This is a genomic window from Microvirga sesbaniae (assembly GCF_025460805.1).
Classification (GTDB): domain Bacteria; phylum Pseudomonadota; class Alphaproteobacteria; order Rhizobiales; family Beijerinckiaceae; genus Microvirga; species Microvirga sesbaniae.
In genome coordinates this window covers 397,579-411,568 of record NZ_JAMXFJ010000001.1, presented here as the reverse complement: position 1 = coordinate 411,568, position 13,990 = coordinate 397,579, and the positions used below count along the sequence as shown (strand labels likewise).

At 66.9% G+C, this 13,990-nt stretch carries 10 protein-coding genes; 1 reads left to right on the top strand and 9 read right to left on the bottom strand.

Annotated features, from left to right (window positions below):
• Positions 1-528 precede the first annotated feature (528 nt).
• The 5 genes from acuI to OCW50_RS01875 all read right to left on the bottom strand — a co-directional run bounded on the left by acuI (position 529) and on the right by OCW50_RS01875 (position 6,839).
• The gene (acuI, locus tag OCW50_RS01895; protein ID WP_262296228.1) at positions 529-1,515 is read right to left on the bottom strand and encodes an acrylyl-CoA reductase (NADPH); all 987 of its coding nucleotides are present in this window, start codon (positions 1,513-1,515) and stop codon (positions 529-531) included.
• Between the two features lie 89 nt (positions 1,516-1,604).
• Positions 1,605-2,843 (bottom strand): MFS transporter, encoded by a 1,239-nt coding sequence (locus OCW50_RS01890; RefSeq protein WP_262273380.1) that lies wholly within the window; start codon positions 2,841-2,843, stop codon positions 1,605-1,607.
• A 283-nt stretch (positions 2,844-3,126) separates the two neighbouring features.
• Positions 3,127-4,557 carry a M10 family metallopeptidase C-terminal domain-containing protein gene (locus OCW50_RS01885; protein WP_262296227.1) on the bottom strand — a complete coding sequence of 477 codons (1,431 nt, stop codon included), beginning with the start codon at positions 4,555-4,557 and terminating at the stop codon, positions 3,127-3,129.
• A gap of 91 nt (positions 4,558-4,648) precedes the next feature.
• Entirely contained in the window at positions 4,649-5,854 is a 1,206-nt protein-coding gene (locus OCW50_RS01880; RefSeq protein ID WP_262296226.1) for a cell wall hydrolase, read from the bottom strand.
• Between the two features lie 139 nt (positions 5,855-5,993).
• The gene (locus tag OCW50_RS01875; protein ID WP_262296225.1) at positions 5,994-6,839 is read right to left on the bottom strand and encodes a helix-turn-helix domain-containing protein; all 846 of its coding nucleotides are present in this window, start codon (positions 6,837-6,839) and stop codon (positions 5,994-5,996) included.
• Between the two features lie 238 nt (positions 6,840-7,077).
• Here OCW50_RS01875 and OCW50_RS01870 point away from each other — a divergent pair, with 238 nt between their 5' ends.
• Positions 7,078-7,479 carry a hypothetical protein gene (locus OCW50_RS01870; protein WP_262296224.1) on the top strand — a complete coding sequence of 134 codons (402 nt, stop codon included), beginning with the start codon at positions 7,078-7,080 and terminating at the stop codon, positions 7,477-7,479.
• Between the two features lie 178 nt (positions 7,480-7,657).
• Here OCW50_RS01870 and OCW50_RS01865 read toward each other — a convergent pair whose 3' ends face one another.
• The 4 genes from OCW50_RS01865 to ppdK form a co-directional block, all read right to left on the bottom strand.
• Positions 7,658-10,420, bottom strand: coding sequence for a PAS domain-containing hybrid sensor histidine kinase/response regulator (locus OCW50_RS01865; protein ID WP_262296223.1), 2,763 nt, complete (start codon positions 10,418-10,420; stop codon positions 7,658-7,660).
• A 178-nt stretch (positions 10,421-10,598) separates the two neighbouring features.
• Positions 10,599-10,949: a GFA family protein gene (locus OCW50_RS01860; RefSeq protein ID WP_262296222.1), complete on the bottom strand. Its 351-nt coding sequence runs from the start codon at positions 10,947-10,949 to the stop codon at positions 10,599-10,601.
• Between the two features lie 22 nt (positions 10,950-10,971).
• Positions 10,972-11,238 (bottom strand): hypothetical protein, encoded by a 267-nt coding sequence (locus OCW50_RS01855; protein ID WP_262296221.1) that lies wholly within the window; start codon positions 11,236-11,238, stop codon positions 10,972-10,974.
• Positions 11,239-13,917, bottom strand: a complete 2,679-nt coding sequence (gene ppdK, locus OCW50_RS01850; protein WP_262296220.1) for a pyruvate, phosphate dikinase — start codon at positions 13,915-13,917, stop codon at positions 11,239-11,241.
• Between the last annotated feature and the right edge of the window lie 73 nt (positions 13,918-13,990).

The window sequence follows — 13,990 nt, the reverse complement described above, 5'->3', positions numbered from 1 at the left end:
GCAAAACCGGTTCCCACTTTTGCGTTCGATGTGTCAGGCCCGCGCCACTCCCGGATCGAGTCGAAACGCTCCCCCATCATGGCCAGCCGGTCATCACCCGCCTCTCGCCGGCCATCCCGATTGCTTCGGGCTCAGCGCTTCAGACGATCGGGATCACCGGGACAAGCCCGGTGATGACGGGTAGAGGTGAAACGGGCCGGTGACACCACCCTCCCACGTCATGGCCGGCCTTGTGCCGGCCATCCCGATCCGGTGAGGCGCGGCGTTCCCGGCAATCGGGATCACCGGGACGAGCCCGGTGATGACGTGGAGGGTGTGTGACCTAGTGATGACACCCTCCACACGTCATGGCACCCTCCGCCCTTCCTGCCGCCCTCCCCATGTCATGGCCGGCCTTGTGCCGGCCATCCCGATACGGAGAAGCACCGCGCCTCAGACAATCGGGATCACCGGCACAAGGCCGGTGATGACGTGGTGTGTGTGTGGTCCGGTCCTGCTACCCTCCACGCGTCGTGGCCGTCCGATGCGCTAGGCGATTTCCACCACGACGCGTCCCTTGATCCGGCCTTCGACGATTGCGCGGCCCGCCTCCAGCACCCGGTCGAGCGGGATCACCGTGGTCATGGCGGCGAGCTTGCCGTGGTCGAGCTCCCGGGCGATCCGGCTCCAGGCCTCCATGCGCAAGGCTTTCGGGGCCATCACCGAATCGACGCCGAGGAGCGCCACGTTGCGCAGGATGAAGGGCGCGACGGTCGCCGGCAGATCCATCCCGCCCGCGAGCCCGCAGGCGGCGATCGCGCCGCCATATTTCGTCATGGACAGGAGGTTGGCGAGGGTCGTGGAGCCGACCGTGTCGATTCCGGCCGCCCAGCGTTCCTTGGCGAGCGGCCGGCCGGGGCCCGCGAGTTCGCTCCGGTCGAGGATCTCGGCCGCGCCGAGGCTTTTCAGGTAATCGGCTTCTTCCGGTCGGCCGGTCGAGGCGATCACATGCCATCCGGCCCTGGCGAGGAGCGCCACGGCGACGGAGCCGACCCCGCCGACGGCGCCGGTCACGATGGCAGGACCGCGCTCCGGACGCAGCCCATGCCGTTCCAGGGCCATCAGGCACAGCATCGCCGTATAGCCGGCCGTGCCGACCGCCATGGCCTGCTCTGCGGACAGGGCCTGCGGCAGCGGGATCAGCCAGTCGCCCTTGACCCGCACCTTCTCCGCGTAGGCGCCGAGATGGGTCTCGCCCAGGCCCCAGCCGTTGAGCACGACCGCGTCGCCGGGCTTGAACGCGGGATTCGAGGAAGCCTCCACGACGCCCGCGAGATCGACGCCGGGAATCATGGGAAAGCGGCGCACCACCGGGGCCTTGCCGGTGATCGCAAGGCCATCCTTGTAGTTCAGTGTCGAGTGCGAGACGCGCACGGTCACGTCGCCGTCCATGAGGTCCGCCTCGTCGAAGCTGCGGACCCCGACACTCTGACCTGATTCATTCTTGTCGATGACGACGGCCCTGAACGTGCTCATGCCGAATCCTCCCGCGTCCATCTTTTGGCGCACCAAAGGATCAGGGCAAGGGCAATGGCCTTAGCCCTTCGCAGCAGAGGTCGGCTTCCTTACTCCGCCGGCTGCAGGACGGGCCCGCGCGCGACCGGCTGCTCCTTGATCGGCAGGTTGATCAGCGCGGACGCGAGGCCGAGCAGAACCGACAGCCACCACACGGCGCTGTAATTGCCGTTGATCTCGTAGAGGAGCCCGCCGAGCCACACCCCGAGGAAGCCGCCGACCTGGTGCGAGAAGAACGCGAAGCCGTAGAGCATGGCCATGTAGCGGGTGCCGAACATCAGCATGACCAGGGACGAGGTGGGCGGCACGGTGGAGAGCCAGAGGAGCCCGATGGAGATGCCGAACAGGATCGACGTCGTGGGCGTGGCCGGAACCAGGATGAAGGCGGCGATCGCCACGGAGCGGCCGAGATAGATCCAGGCGAGCAGCCAGCGCTTCGACATGCGGGTGGACAGCCAGCCCGAGCCGAGGGAGCCGACCGCATTGGCCAGGCCGATGACCGCGAGGGTCCATCCGCCGACCGCCGCCGAGAGGCCCGCATCCTTGAGATAGGCCGGCAGGTGGACCGTGATGAAGGCGAGTTGGAACCCGCAGGTGAAGAAGCCGAGCACCAGCAGCACGTAGGAGCGGTGCCGGAACGCCTCCGTCAGGGCCTGCTTGATCGATTGGTTCGGAACGGCCGCCCCGCTCTGGGCGGAATCGCCCGTCGGCCGCGTGGCGAGCGCGACGGCGAGCGGCATGACGAGAAGCACGCTCGCGGCGAAGACGAGCAGCGCCTGATGCCAGCCCAGGGAATCGATCAGCACATTCCCGATGGGCGGGAACAGGAACTGGCCGAACGAGCCGGCGGCCGTTCCGGCCCCGAAGGCCATGGGACGCCATTGCTCCGGCAGAAGCTTGCCGAACGCGCCGAGCACCAGGTTGAACGAGCAGCCGGACAGGCCGAAGCCGATGAGCACGCCGGCCCCGAGATGCAGCATGCCGGGCGTGGTGGCATAGGCCATGGCGACGAGGCCGAGCGCGTAGAGGAGCGCGCCGGCGCAGAGCACCCGGAAGGCTCCGAACCGGTCCGCCACGGCGCCCGCGAAGGGCTGGCCCAGACCCCAGAGCAGGTTCTGGATCGCGATGGCGAAGCCGAACGTGTCCCGCCCCCAGCCGTATTCCGTGATCATGGGCAGCTGGAACAGGCCGGAGGACGCCCGCGGGCCGAAGGTGATCAGGGCGATCAGGCAGCCGGCGACGACGATGATTTCCGGCGAGACGCGGGATCGAGCGGGGGAAGCTGACATGCTCACGGCCCTTTGAAGGAAGGCAGGGGTGCGCAGACTAGCCCAAGTCGTCCACCGGCAACATTGAAAGTTTGTAGGCTTTGGTATGAGGCTCTGTGATGAATACCGGCGGGTATTCGGCTCCGATTTCCTCCCGATGCTGCACTCCGGGCTGGTGCATCGTCGAGTGCGGACGAAAGAGGGCCGCCCACGTGGCCCGCTTTCGTCCGCGCGATGCTCTCATTCAAGACGAAAGCATCGGATGGATCCCAAAAGGGCAAGTCCACTTTTCACGTCCGATGCTTTAGATCACGAAGAAGTCGTGATAGGTGAGCTTCAGATGCTTTCCGAGAGTGGCGAACTTCACCGGGGCGCCGGCACCCGAACCGTCGGCATCGTATGAGAGCGCGCCGGACTTCGTGTCGTAGATCACACGATCCTCGTGATCCTGCGCCTTCTTGGCGCGAATGAACATGTCGGCCTTGAAGGCCTTGGGCTTGGACGCGCTTCCGGAGCCCAGCGCGGTGAAGACCTTGTTGTCGAGCCGGATCGTATCGTAGTCGGCGTCGAAGCCGTCGATCCGGTCGACGCTCTGGTCCTGGCTGGCTCGGGTGTCGAACACGAAGACGTCCTGGCCTTCGCCGCCGGAGAGCCTGTCGCTGCCTGCGCCGCCGTAAAGGGTGTCGTCGCCGCCGCCGCCGACCAGGGTGTCGGCGCCGTCGCGGCCGCGCAGCAGGTTTCCGGCACTGTTGCCCTGAAGCCTGTCGGCGAAGCGTCCGCCGGTGGCATTCTCGATCGTGACGCCGTTGGCGATCGTGTAGCCGCCGGCAACGCCCTTCTCCCGGGAGACGAAGCCGCCCGCATGGGGATCTCCCGGCTCGAGGGTTGCGGGGCGAAGATCGATGGTGACACCATCGGATGCCCGGGTGGCGGTGATCGTGTCCCGTCCGCCGGCATCCCAGAGACAGGACCACCCCTGCTCGTCGACGGTCGGGCTCAGGGTCGGCAGCGCGTAGACGTTGCTCCCCTGGCTCCCGTCCATGTTCTTTCCGTAGAGCGCCTGCAAGGCCGCGATGTCGAAGGCGCCGAGCCCCGCCTGATTGCCGTAGGACAGGTCGGACCCGGCCTGAGCCCAACCGGGGTTGTAGGACATGACCGTCCAGATGGCCTGGTTCAGGCCGTTCGGCCCGAGGGCTCCGGAATCCCTCACGCCCGGAAATGTCGTCGCATCCGCGCCCGTTCCGCCGTCATGCGGATGGGCCAAGCCCATGCCGTGACCGAATTCGTGCAAGACGGTGTTGAGGCCGTCACCGCCGAAATTCATCCAGCTCCATGAGGGCATCGTCGGGTCGAAGTAGCCCCAGATCTGCCCCATGTCAGGCACCTCGTGCAATCCGAGCGTGCTGCCGTCCAGCGGCATCTTCCACCAGACGATATTGGCCTCGGCGGCGGAACCGGCGAGGTCAAATTTCAACCCGCAGACGCTTTCATACACCTGGATCGCATAGTCGAAGACGGCCTTCTCGGCCTTGGTCCAGGTCCTGACCGACAGACCGCTCGTCAGGATGTCGCTCGGGCCGTGGACGGCGCTCGCCGCCGCGACATCGCCGCTTTGACCGAACCAGACCTTGATGGACCCGGTCGCGGTGTTCCAGGCCGTTCCGCCCCACACCAGGGCATCGACATAGGCGTTGCCGTAGCCCGTCCCCGGAACGGAATTTCGAATGGTTGCCACGGCTTCCTCACCCTCCAGCGACGCGCGTCCACCTCGATAGTACTCTGTTACACGATTCGAAGTGCCGAAGCGCACGGGCGTGAAGCATACCTCAAGTCTGGCCGGGCTTGAGCTTGTAGAAAATGTGGCGTCCGATCACATCCATCTTCTTCAGGCGGCGCGCCCAATAGGGCCGGACGTAATCGGCGTGGTAATGGGTCGCGCCGCCCACGTCCGCGAGATAGGTCTTGCCCTCGAGCACGGCGCTCGCGACGCTCTTGGCGCGCTCCCAGGACTCGGTGTCGCGGATGCGCAGGGCCTTGCCCTCGCAGGCGAAGGTGAACTGGCAGGCGAGATGGCGATGCCGGTTCTGATAGACCACGCCGCAGATGCTGGACGGGTAGAGCCCGCTCTTCACCCGGTTGAGAACCACCTGGGCCACCGCCGCCTGCCCTTCGACGGGCTCGCTGCGCGCCTCGAAATAGACCGCCTCGGCGAGGCAGCGCTGCTCCTTGCTCAGGTTGTCCGGATCGATCAGGTCGGCATAGCGGGGACGGTCGGGATCGTCGCTCTTGGGCAGGATGGACAGGTCCCCATAGCCGCCGCGGTCGAGGCGCGGGGATTGCAGGGACACGGGGGCGGCCGCGATTTCGATGGGCGTCGCCTCGACCGGGGCCGGGGTCGTCGACGACAGGGCGGTCGCGCGCTTCACCATGGGAGTGGTGGGGCTCGCCGCGGCCCCGGTCGAGCCCGCGGCCGCCGCGGCCGGGGACTGGACGGAGGTGGCTTGGCGCGTCGTGGTGTATTCGGGCGCTTCCCAGGGCTCGAAGGCCTGCTCGGTCTCCGGCGCCTCGAGCTGGCCCTCCATGAGGACGGTCGGCGGCAGAAGCCGCTCGTCGCGGCTGTAGAGCAGCCGCGTGCTGCCCATCTGATCGAGGGTCGAGCGCAGCTGCCTGGCGCGCCGGGACAGGGTGGCGTGCGGCGCCACCAGGGGATTGCCTTTCAGGGAGCGGTCCACGATGGCGTCGGGACCCGCATCGGCCTTCCTGTCGGCCTTGAGGGGCGCGGAATCGGCAGCCTCGTCCGGCAGGTCGTAGCGCGGGAGGGTCCGGAGGACATCGCGCTCGATCCCGAGCTTTCCGTCGCCGATCGAGGCGCCGGTGGGCGGGATGAGCGCGGTGTCGACGAGACGGGCGGTGGCGCTGCGCGGCGTGAAGCTCACGCCGGAATGGAGATCGTTGCTGGCCGATGCGGTGAACGAGATCAGCAATCCGGTGGCCAGCGCCCAGGGAGCCGTGGTGGCGCAGATCCATTTCACCCGAGATCGACGATACGGAAGACGCACGCGCAACACCCTGCAAAAACTCATGAACATTCCGGAGCATCCAGCAGGAGGGCTCCGATGTCGTAAAGTTATCGCGGGTTAAGGTTGATGGGTGGTTAAGGCGGGGCTCCGGTCATCTCGGTGACGCTGCGTCAGCCTGACGCCTCTCGGCCAGGCGCCGCAGGGCGGATCCGGTCTCGGGATCGGCCGGGAAGAAGGCCTCGATGGCGAGCTCCGACAGGGTGACGTCGACGGGAGTCCCGAAGATCGTGGTGGTGCTGAACAGGGTGAGCAGGCCCTCCCCCGACTGGATCTGGAGCGGCACGACGATGCCGGCATAATCATGGTTCGCCTTCTGCGCCCGCGCCGCGTCGGGTGTAGGATAGGACCGCAGCTCCTCGATCAAAGCGGCCAGAACCGCATCGCCGGTCGTATCCACCTGGTGATGCAGCCTGTGGACGAGATGGTTGCGCCATTCGGTGAAGTTCACGATGCGCCGCGCAAGCCCTGCGGGATGGATGCTCAGGCGCAGCACGTTGACGGGCGGCTTCATCAGCGCCGGATCGACGTCGCCGATCAGGGATACGAGCGCGTCGTTCGCGGACACGAGCGACCAGTGCCGGTCCACCGCCAGAGCGGGATAGGGATCGTGCCCCTTGAGCACGAGGTCAACCGCCTGACGCATGCTGGCGAGGGCCGGATCATCGAGGGAGCGCTGCGAATAGACCGGCGCGAAACCCGCCGACACCAGCATGATGTTGCGCTCGCGCAGGGGCATGTCGAGCTTCTCCGCCAGCAGCAGCACCATCTCGCGGCTGGGCTGCGATCGCCCGGTTTCGAGGAAGCTCAGATGCCGGGTGGAGATCTCCGCGTCGAGCGCGAGATCCATCTGGCTGAGGCGCCGGCGCTGGCGCCACTCGCGCAGGTAATCGCCCACATGTCGGTCGGTGTTCACGGGTTCGATGCTCGCTCTCGTCATGATGAGACCCTAGAGCATCGGACCCAAAAGTGGACTCACTTTTGGGATTGATCCGATGCTCCACTCTTGGCTGGCGCACCGTTCGACGCGAAAAACCGGGTCCACTTTTTCGCACGGTGCACTAGCGTGAGCCAAGCCGATCTTCCATGACCTCGGAGGTAATCGACTGTGCTCACGGCTTCCGGGATCCTTGCGGTCAGGTTGAGGTGTTCAACCGGCCCATCGCAAGGAGACAGCCATGATGACGATCCAATCCTCCCCGCTTCTTCGCCAGGCGCTCGTCGCCGACGCCACCACCAGCGGAGCCTTCGGCCTGATGATGCTCATCGGCGCCGGCGTCTTGAGCGGCGCCTTCGGCCTGCCGGAGATGCTCCTGCGCGTCGTGGGCCTGGTTCTCCTGCCTTATGCGGCCTTCATCGGCTGGCTGGGCCTGCGCGAGGAGATCCAGAAGCCCGTCGCCTGGGCGGTGGTCCTCGGCAATGCCCTCTGGGTCGTCGACAGCGTGCTCCTTCTCGTGAGCGGTTGGGTGGCGCCGACCAGCGCGGGCTATGCCTTCGTGATCGCCCAGGCCCTCGTGGTGCTGATGTACGCGGAGTTCCAGTTCGTCGGCCTGCGCCGGTCGGAGACGATCGCGACCTGACCGGGCCGCCATGTCCCTCCCACGTCCTCACCGGCACGAGCCCGGTGAGGACACCCACCCACGTCATGGCCGGGCCTGTTCCGGCCATCCCGATACGGAGAAGCGCCGCGCCTTTCCGATCGAGATCACCGGGACGAGCCCGGTGATGACGGGCAAGGGGGCGATCCCAAACGATGCGCTAGGAACCGTGGATGATGGCCTCGATCCTGGCCGCGAGGGCGTCGAGGGTGAAGGGCTTGGCGATGACTTCCATGCCGGGTCCCAGGAAGCCCGCCGAGAGAAGGCTGCTCTCCACGTAGCCCGTCATGAAGAGGACCCTCAGATCCGGCCGCTCCGCGCGGAAGGCATCAGCCAGCTGCCGCCCGTTCAGACCGGGCAGCCCCACATCGGTCAGAAGCAGATCGATCGGCTGTCCGGTTTGCAGAACCGCCAGTCCTTTCGGCCCGTCTTCGGCCTCCAGAACGCGATACCCCTGCTCCTTGAGCATCTCCACGATGAGCCCGCGCACGACCGTCTCGTCCTCGACCACGAGCACGGTTTCATGAGCCTTGGCGCGCGCCCCCAGCACGGCCGTGGCGGAGGGGTCCTGAGGCTCCGCGTCGCCAAGATATCGCGGCAGGAAAATCGTCACGACGGTGCCCTGGCCGATGGCCGAGGCGATCCTGACATGGCCGCCGGATTGCCTGACGAAGCCGTAGACCATCGAGAGGCCGAGGCCGGTGCCCTGCCCGATCGGTTTCGTGGTGAAAAAGGGCTCGAAGACCCGCGCGAGCACATCGTCGGACATGCCGGACCCGGTGTCGGAGACCGACAAGGCGACATAGGGGCCGGGTTTGACGTCCTGCTGGGTGGTCGCGTAGGCGTCGTCCAGTTCCACATTGTCCGTCCCGATGGCGATGGACCCTCCGTCCGGCATGGCGTCTCGGGCGTTGATGACCAGGTTGAGAAGAGCACTTTCCAGCTGGTTGGGATCGCAGAGCGTGAGCCAGAGATCTCGGCGGGCCCGCAGCTCGACGTCGATCGTCTCGCGGACCGTGCGCCGGAACAGCTCCTCCATCGAGGCCACGAGAGCGTTCGCATCGACGGGCTTCGGATCGAGGGGCTGGCGTCTGGAGAAGGCGAGAAGGCGGTGCGTGAGCGCGGCCGCCCGGTTCGCCGAAGACATGGCGGCGTCGACATAGCGTTCGATATCGCCTGCCCGTCCCTGCGCGATGCGGGTTCGGATGAGATCGAGGCTGCCGATCACGCCGGTCAGAAGATTGTTGAAGTCGTGGGCGATGCCGCCGGTCAGCTGACCGACCGCCTCCATCTTCTGCGACTGCCGCAGCGCCTCCTCGGCCTGTTTCAGCGCCCGGGCGGCCTGCTCCTCGGCCGTGATGTCCCGCCCGACCGCGTGGATGAAATGCTCGTCCGACACGGCCGTCCAGGCGATCCAGCGGTAGGACCCGTCCCGGTGGCGCAGCCTGCTCTGGACGCTGCAGGTGGTCACGGTCCCGGCGAGCCGCCCGACGGCCACGTGCGCTTCGCTCCGATCCTCGGGATGGATGAAGTCGAGCAGGGATGCCTGAACGAGATCGCCGTTCCTCCAGTCGAGCATGCGGCCCCAGGCCGGATTGGCCGCGACGATCGCTCCGTTGAAGTCGGCCACGAGCATGAGGTCGGTCGACAGATGCCAGAGACGATCCCGGTCCCGCGTGCTCTCCTCGACCCGTCTCTCCAGTCTGGCGTTCAGATGAACGAGTTCCTCCGCGGCCGTCTTCTGATCATGGATGTCGGTGTTCGTGCCGATCCACCGGATGACGACCCCGTCGGTGTCCCGCACGGGAACGGCCTTCGACACGAACCAGCGGTAGGTCCCGTCGCGGGCCCGCTTCAGCCTGATCTCCCCTTCGAAGATCGTCCCGTCCTGCAGGGCCCGCCGCCAGGCCCGGGCGACGATGGGATAGTCCTCCGGATGGACGATGCGCTCCCAGGCGCCGTTCGCGAGGTCGTCGAGGGTGATCCCGAGATATTCGGGGAAGCGACCGTTCGACCACTCGACCGATCCGTCCGGTCCCGCCTCCCACACCTGATGGGGAACCGCCTCGACGAGAGCCCTGAACCGCTCCTCGCTGGCGCGCAGGGCCTCCTCCGAGGCCTTCCGTTCAGTGATGTCCCGATAGAAGCTGACGATGCCGCCGGGAACCGGGCAGACGCGCAGTTCCAGCCACCGGTCCTTGCCGAAGCCGAGATAGCGGCGCTCGAACGAGATCTGCACCTGTTCCGCGAGGCACCGACGATAGGCGATCTCCAAGGCGGAGCCTGCCAATGTGGGCCACGCCTCCCATTGGATCTTTCCGATGATCTCCTCCGCCCGGCGCCCGTCGTATTTGAGCGCGGCGGGGTTCAGCTTCACGACCCGGAATTCCTCGTCGAACACGACGAATCCGTCGCCGAGCACGTCGAGAACCGCCTCCGACCGCGCGTTGCTGGCGCTGAGTTCCCGCACCTCCCTGACATGCGCGGTCACGTCGTGACCGTGCACGGCCACTCCCAGAAGCGCCCTGCCCCCGGCCCAGACGGGCTGGAAGGAGAACTCGACGAACCGCTCCTGCGCCGCGCTCCCGGCATTCGTCTGCGAGAGGACCGCCACCCGAAGAGGGTCCGGGGACGCAAGGCCGGCGCGGGCCTCGTCGAGACGCTCCCTGAAGCCTGGCCAGCGGACCAGCGGTGTTGCGTCGAGGGCGCAATCGGCAATATCGCGGCCTCCGACAAGCTGCCGGAAGGCATTGTTGGTCAGCGTGATGACATCGTCCGCGTGACGCAGGAAGCAGAAGAATCCGGGTCCCTGCTGGAGGATGGCGAGAAGCTGCGACGTTGCGCCATCCGACGCCGCGCAGTCCTTGGCTGCGGCATGGGCGCCGCGCACGTCACGAATGACGTCCTCCGTCGTAACGCTCACACTCTCCGGCATCCTGAGCTTTCGGACGGGGAGCGCCGATTGTCCAGCCGACACCACCCCTTCTGTTCTGATCACATAGAGCTGCCCGCCCTGGCGAGAAGGAGCAATTTAAACAATATTTCGTTTCAGTTCAATTGCCCCTGAGGCAGGCGCGATCCGGAGCCAGGGCGGCTCGAACTCAGAAGCTCCGGCCGTCGACCGGGATGGGGACGAGCCCGGACAGGTCCACGCCTTCGAGGCAGCGGACGTTGATCGCCACCGTGGCCTCTCCGGTCGGCTTCTGCCCTTCGCCGAAGGGGGCGCAGCCGCATTCCGCACAGAAGCGATGCCGGATCCTGTGGGTGTTGAAGGTGTAGGTGGACAGGCTTTCCTCTCCGCGCAGGAGCGTCATGGCCTCCCGGGGCACGAAGGTCAGGAGATAGCCTTTCCGGCTGCAATGGGAGCAATTGCACGCGAGGACCTGCTGCAGATCCGTCTCGACCACGTACGCGACCTTGCCGCAATGGCATGAACCCTCGTGCCGCGCCATCCCCGCCCCCTGCCCGCGATCGTTATCCCAAGGCTACCATCGCGGTCACGATCAGGCCAGCGCCGATCACCGCAACGAATCGATCCCCCATGGTCAGGGGTTCGGCTCTGCCCTGGGCGGCCAGCTGTCCGACGACGAGATCCAGGATCAGCGAGACGGCGAAGGGCCAGGCCGCCGGAGGAACGGCGGCCTGCTGCCAAGCAGGCCGCTGCAGCATCAGGAGCCCGATGGCGATGCCGGATGCCAGCACCGCCCCGATGTAGAGAAGGCGGGAACGGGACAGAGCCATTCAGGCCTGGCTCGCCGCCTTGTTCCCCAGCGCCGCCTGCGCGGCCGCCAAGCGGGCGATCGGCACGCGATAAGGAGAGCAGGACACGTAGTCGAGCCCGACCGACTGGCAGAAGTGGATCGACGCCGGATCGCCGCCGTGCTCGCCGCAGATTCCGAGCTTGATGCCCTTGCGCGTTTCCTTGCCGCGCTCGGCCGCGAGCTTCACCAGCTCGCCCACGCCGTCCTGATCGATCGTGACGAAGGGATCGGCCGGCAGCAGGCCCTTCTGCGTATAGGGACCCAGGAACGAGGCCGCGTCGTCCCGCGAGATGCCGAGCGTCGTCTGCGTGAGATCGTTGGTGCCGAAGGAGAAGAACTCGGCCGATTCCGCGATCTCGCCGGCGCGCAGCGCCGCCCGCGGCAGCTCGATCATCGTGCCGACCTGATACGCGACCGCGACGCCTCTTTCCTTGGCCACCGCCTCCGCCATGGCGACGATGCGCTCCTTCACGAGGTCGAGCTCCGCCTTCGTCATGACGAGCGGCACCATGACCTCCGGCACGACCGGCTGGCCGGTCTGCTTGCCGGCGTCCACCGCCGCCTCGAAGATGGCGCGCGCCTGCATCTCGGCGATCTCCGGATATGCCACCGCCAGGCGGCAGCCGCGGAAGCCCAGCATCGGGTTGAACTCGTGCAGCTCGCGGGCCCGGTGCTTGAGCTTGTCCACCGAGGCGTTCATGGCCTTCGCCACCTCCTCCATCTCGGCTTCCGAATGGGGCAGGAACTCGTGCAGGGGCGGATCGAGCAGGCGGATCGTGACGGGCAGGCCGCTCATGATCGAGAACAGCTCGGCGAAGTCCTTGCGCTGCATCGGCAAGAGCTTGGCGAGCGCGGCGCGGCGTCCGGCCTCGTCGTCGGAGAGGATCATCTCGCGCACCGCCACGATGCGGTCACCCTCGAAGAACATGTGCTCGGTGCGGCACAGCCCGATGCCCTCCGCCCCGAAGGTGCGGGCGGTCTTGGCGTCGAGCGGCGTCTCCGCATTGGCGCGCACCTTCATGGTCCGCACCGTGTCGGCCCAGCCCATCAGGGTGGCGAACTCGCCCGACAGTTCGGGCTCCAGCATCTTCACTTGGCCCACGAGCACCTGGCCGTTGGAGCCGTCGATGGTCAGCACGTCGCCCTTCTTCAGGGTCTGGCCGGCGACGGTGAGCGTCTGCGCCGCGTAGTCGACGCGGATCGAGCCGGCGCCCGACACGCAGGGCTTGCCCATGCCGCGGGCGACCACCGCGGCGTGCGAGGTCATGCCGCCGCGGGTGGTCAGGATGCCTTCCGCCGCATGCATGCCGTGGATGTCCTCGGGGCTCGTCTCGATGCGCACGAGGATGACCTTGTGGCCGGCCTTCTTGGCCGCTTCCGCATCGTCCGAGTTGAACACGATCTCGCCCGAGGCGGCGCCCGGCGAAGCCGGCAGGCCCGTGGCCAGGATCTTGCGCTCGGCCTTGGGGTCGATGGTGGGATGAAGCAGCTGGTCGAGGGCCGCCGGCTCCACGCGGGTGATCGCCTCCTCCTGCGTGATCAGGCCCTCGCTCGCGAGTTCCACCGCGATGCGCAGCGCGGCCTTCGCCGTGCGCTTGCCGTTGCGGGTCTGGAGCATCCAGAGCTTGCCGGTCTCTACCGTGAATTCCATGTCCTGCATGTCACGGTAGTGCTTCTCCAGGATGCCGTAGATGCGCACCAGCTCGTGATAGGCCTCGGGCATCGCCTGCTCCATCGAGGGCTTGGTGGAGCCGGACGCGATGCGGGCCTTCTCGGTGATGTCCTGCGGGGTGCGGATGCCCGCCACCACGTCCTCGCCCTGGGCGTTGATCAGGAACTCGCCGTAGAGCTCCTTCTCGCCGGTCGAGGGATTGCGCGTGAAGGCGACGCCGGTGGCCGAGGTCTCGCCCATGTTGCCGAACACCATGGCCTGCACGTTCACCGCCGTGCCCCAGCTCGCCGGGATGGCGTGCAGCTCGCGGTACTTGATGGCGCGGCTGTTCATCCAGGAGCCGAACACGGCCCCGATGGCCCCCCAGAGCTGTTCCTGCGGATCCTGCGGGAAGGGCCGGCCGAGCTCCTTCTCGACGAGGCTCTTGTAGCGCGGCAGGATCGCCTGCCAGTCCTGCGCCGTCATGTCCGTGTCGAGCGAGTAGCCCTTGCGGTCCTTGTACTCGTCGAGGATCTCCTCGAAATGGTGGTGCTCGAGGCCCAGCACCACGTTGGAATACATGGTGATGAAGCGCCGGTAGGAATCATAGGCGAAGCGCTCGTCGCCCGCGCCCCGGGCGAGCGCCCCGACGGTGACGTCGTTGAGGCCGAGATTGAGCACCGTGTCCATCATGCCGGGCATGGACGCCCGGGCCCCGGAGCGGACGGAGACCAGAAGCGGGTTCTCGGCGTCCCCGAAGGTGCGGCCCGCGAGGCGTCCGACAGTGGCCAGGGCGCTCTCGACCTGAGCCTTCAGCTCCTCCGGGTAGGCGCGGCCGTGATCGTAGTAATAGGTGCAGACCTCGGTGGTGATGGTGAAGCCCGGAGGGACCGGCAGGCCCAGATTGGACATCTCGGCCAGATTGGCCCCCTTGCCGCCGAGCAGGTTCTTCATTCCCGCCTGGCCCTCGGCCTTACCGTCCCCGAAGGTATAGACCCACTGCGTCATCGCTCGATCCCCTGGCTCTGAATACGCCCTGCTGCCGCGCAGGTGTTGGCTTGAAACATGTGGAGCCCAAACG

What these genes read in the sequence shown, in the direction of transcription:
- OCW50_RS01860 (WP_262296222.1), bottom strand. Translation starts at nt 10,949, where the DNA reads ATGGCGCGGCACGAGGGTTCATGCCATTGCGGCAAGGTCGCGTACGTG.
- acuI (WP_262296228.1), bottom strand. Translation starts at nt 1,515, where the DNA reads ATGAGCACGTTCAGGGCCGTCGTCATCGACAAGAATGAATCAGGTCAG.
- OCW50_RS01890 (WP_262273380.1), bottom strand. Translation starts at nt 2,843, where the DNA reads ATGTCAGCTTCCCCCGCTCGATCCCGCGTCTCGCCGGAAATCATCGTC.
- OCW50_RS01875 (WP_262296225.1), bottom strand. Translation starts at nt 6,839, where the DNA reads ATGACGAGAGCGAGCATCGAACCCGTGAACACCGACCGACATGTGGGC.
- ppdK (WP_262296220.1), bottom strand. Translation starts at nt 13,917, where the DNA reads ATGACGCAGTGGGTCTATACCTTCGGGGACGGTAAGGCCGAGGGCCAG.
- OCW50_RS01855 (WP_262296221.1), bottom strand. Translation starts at nt 11,238, where the DNA reads ATGGCTCTGTCCCGTTCCCGCCTTCTCTACATCGGGGCGGTGCTGGCA.
- OCW50_RS01870 (WP_262296224.1), top strand. Translation starts at nt 7,078, where the DNA reads ATGATGACGATCCAATCCTCCCCGCTTCTTCGCCAGGCGCTCGTCGCC.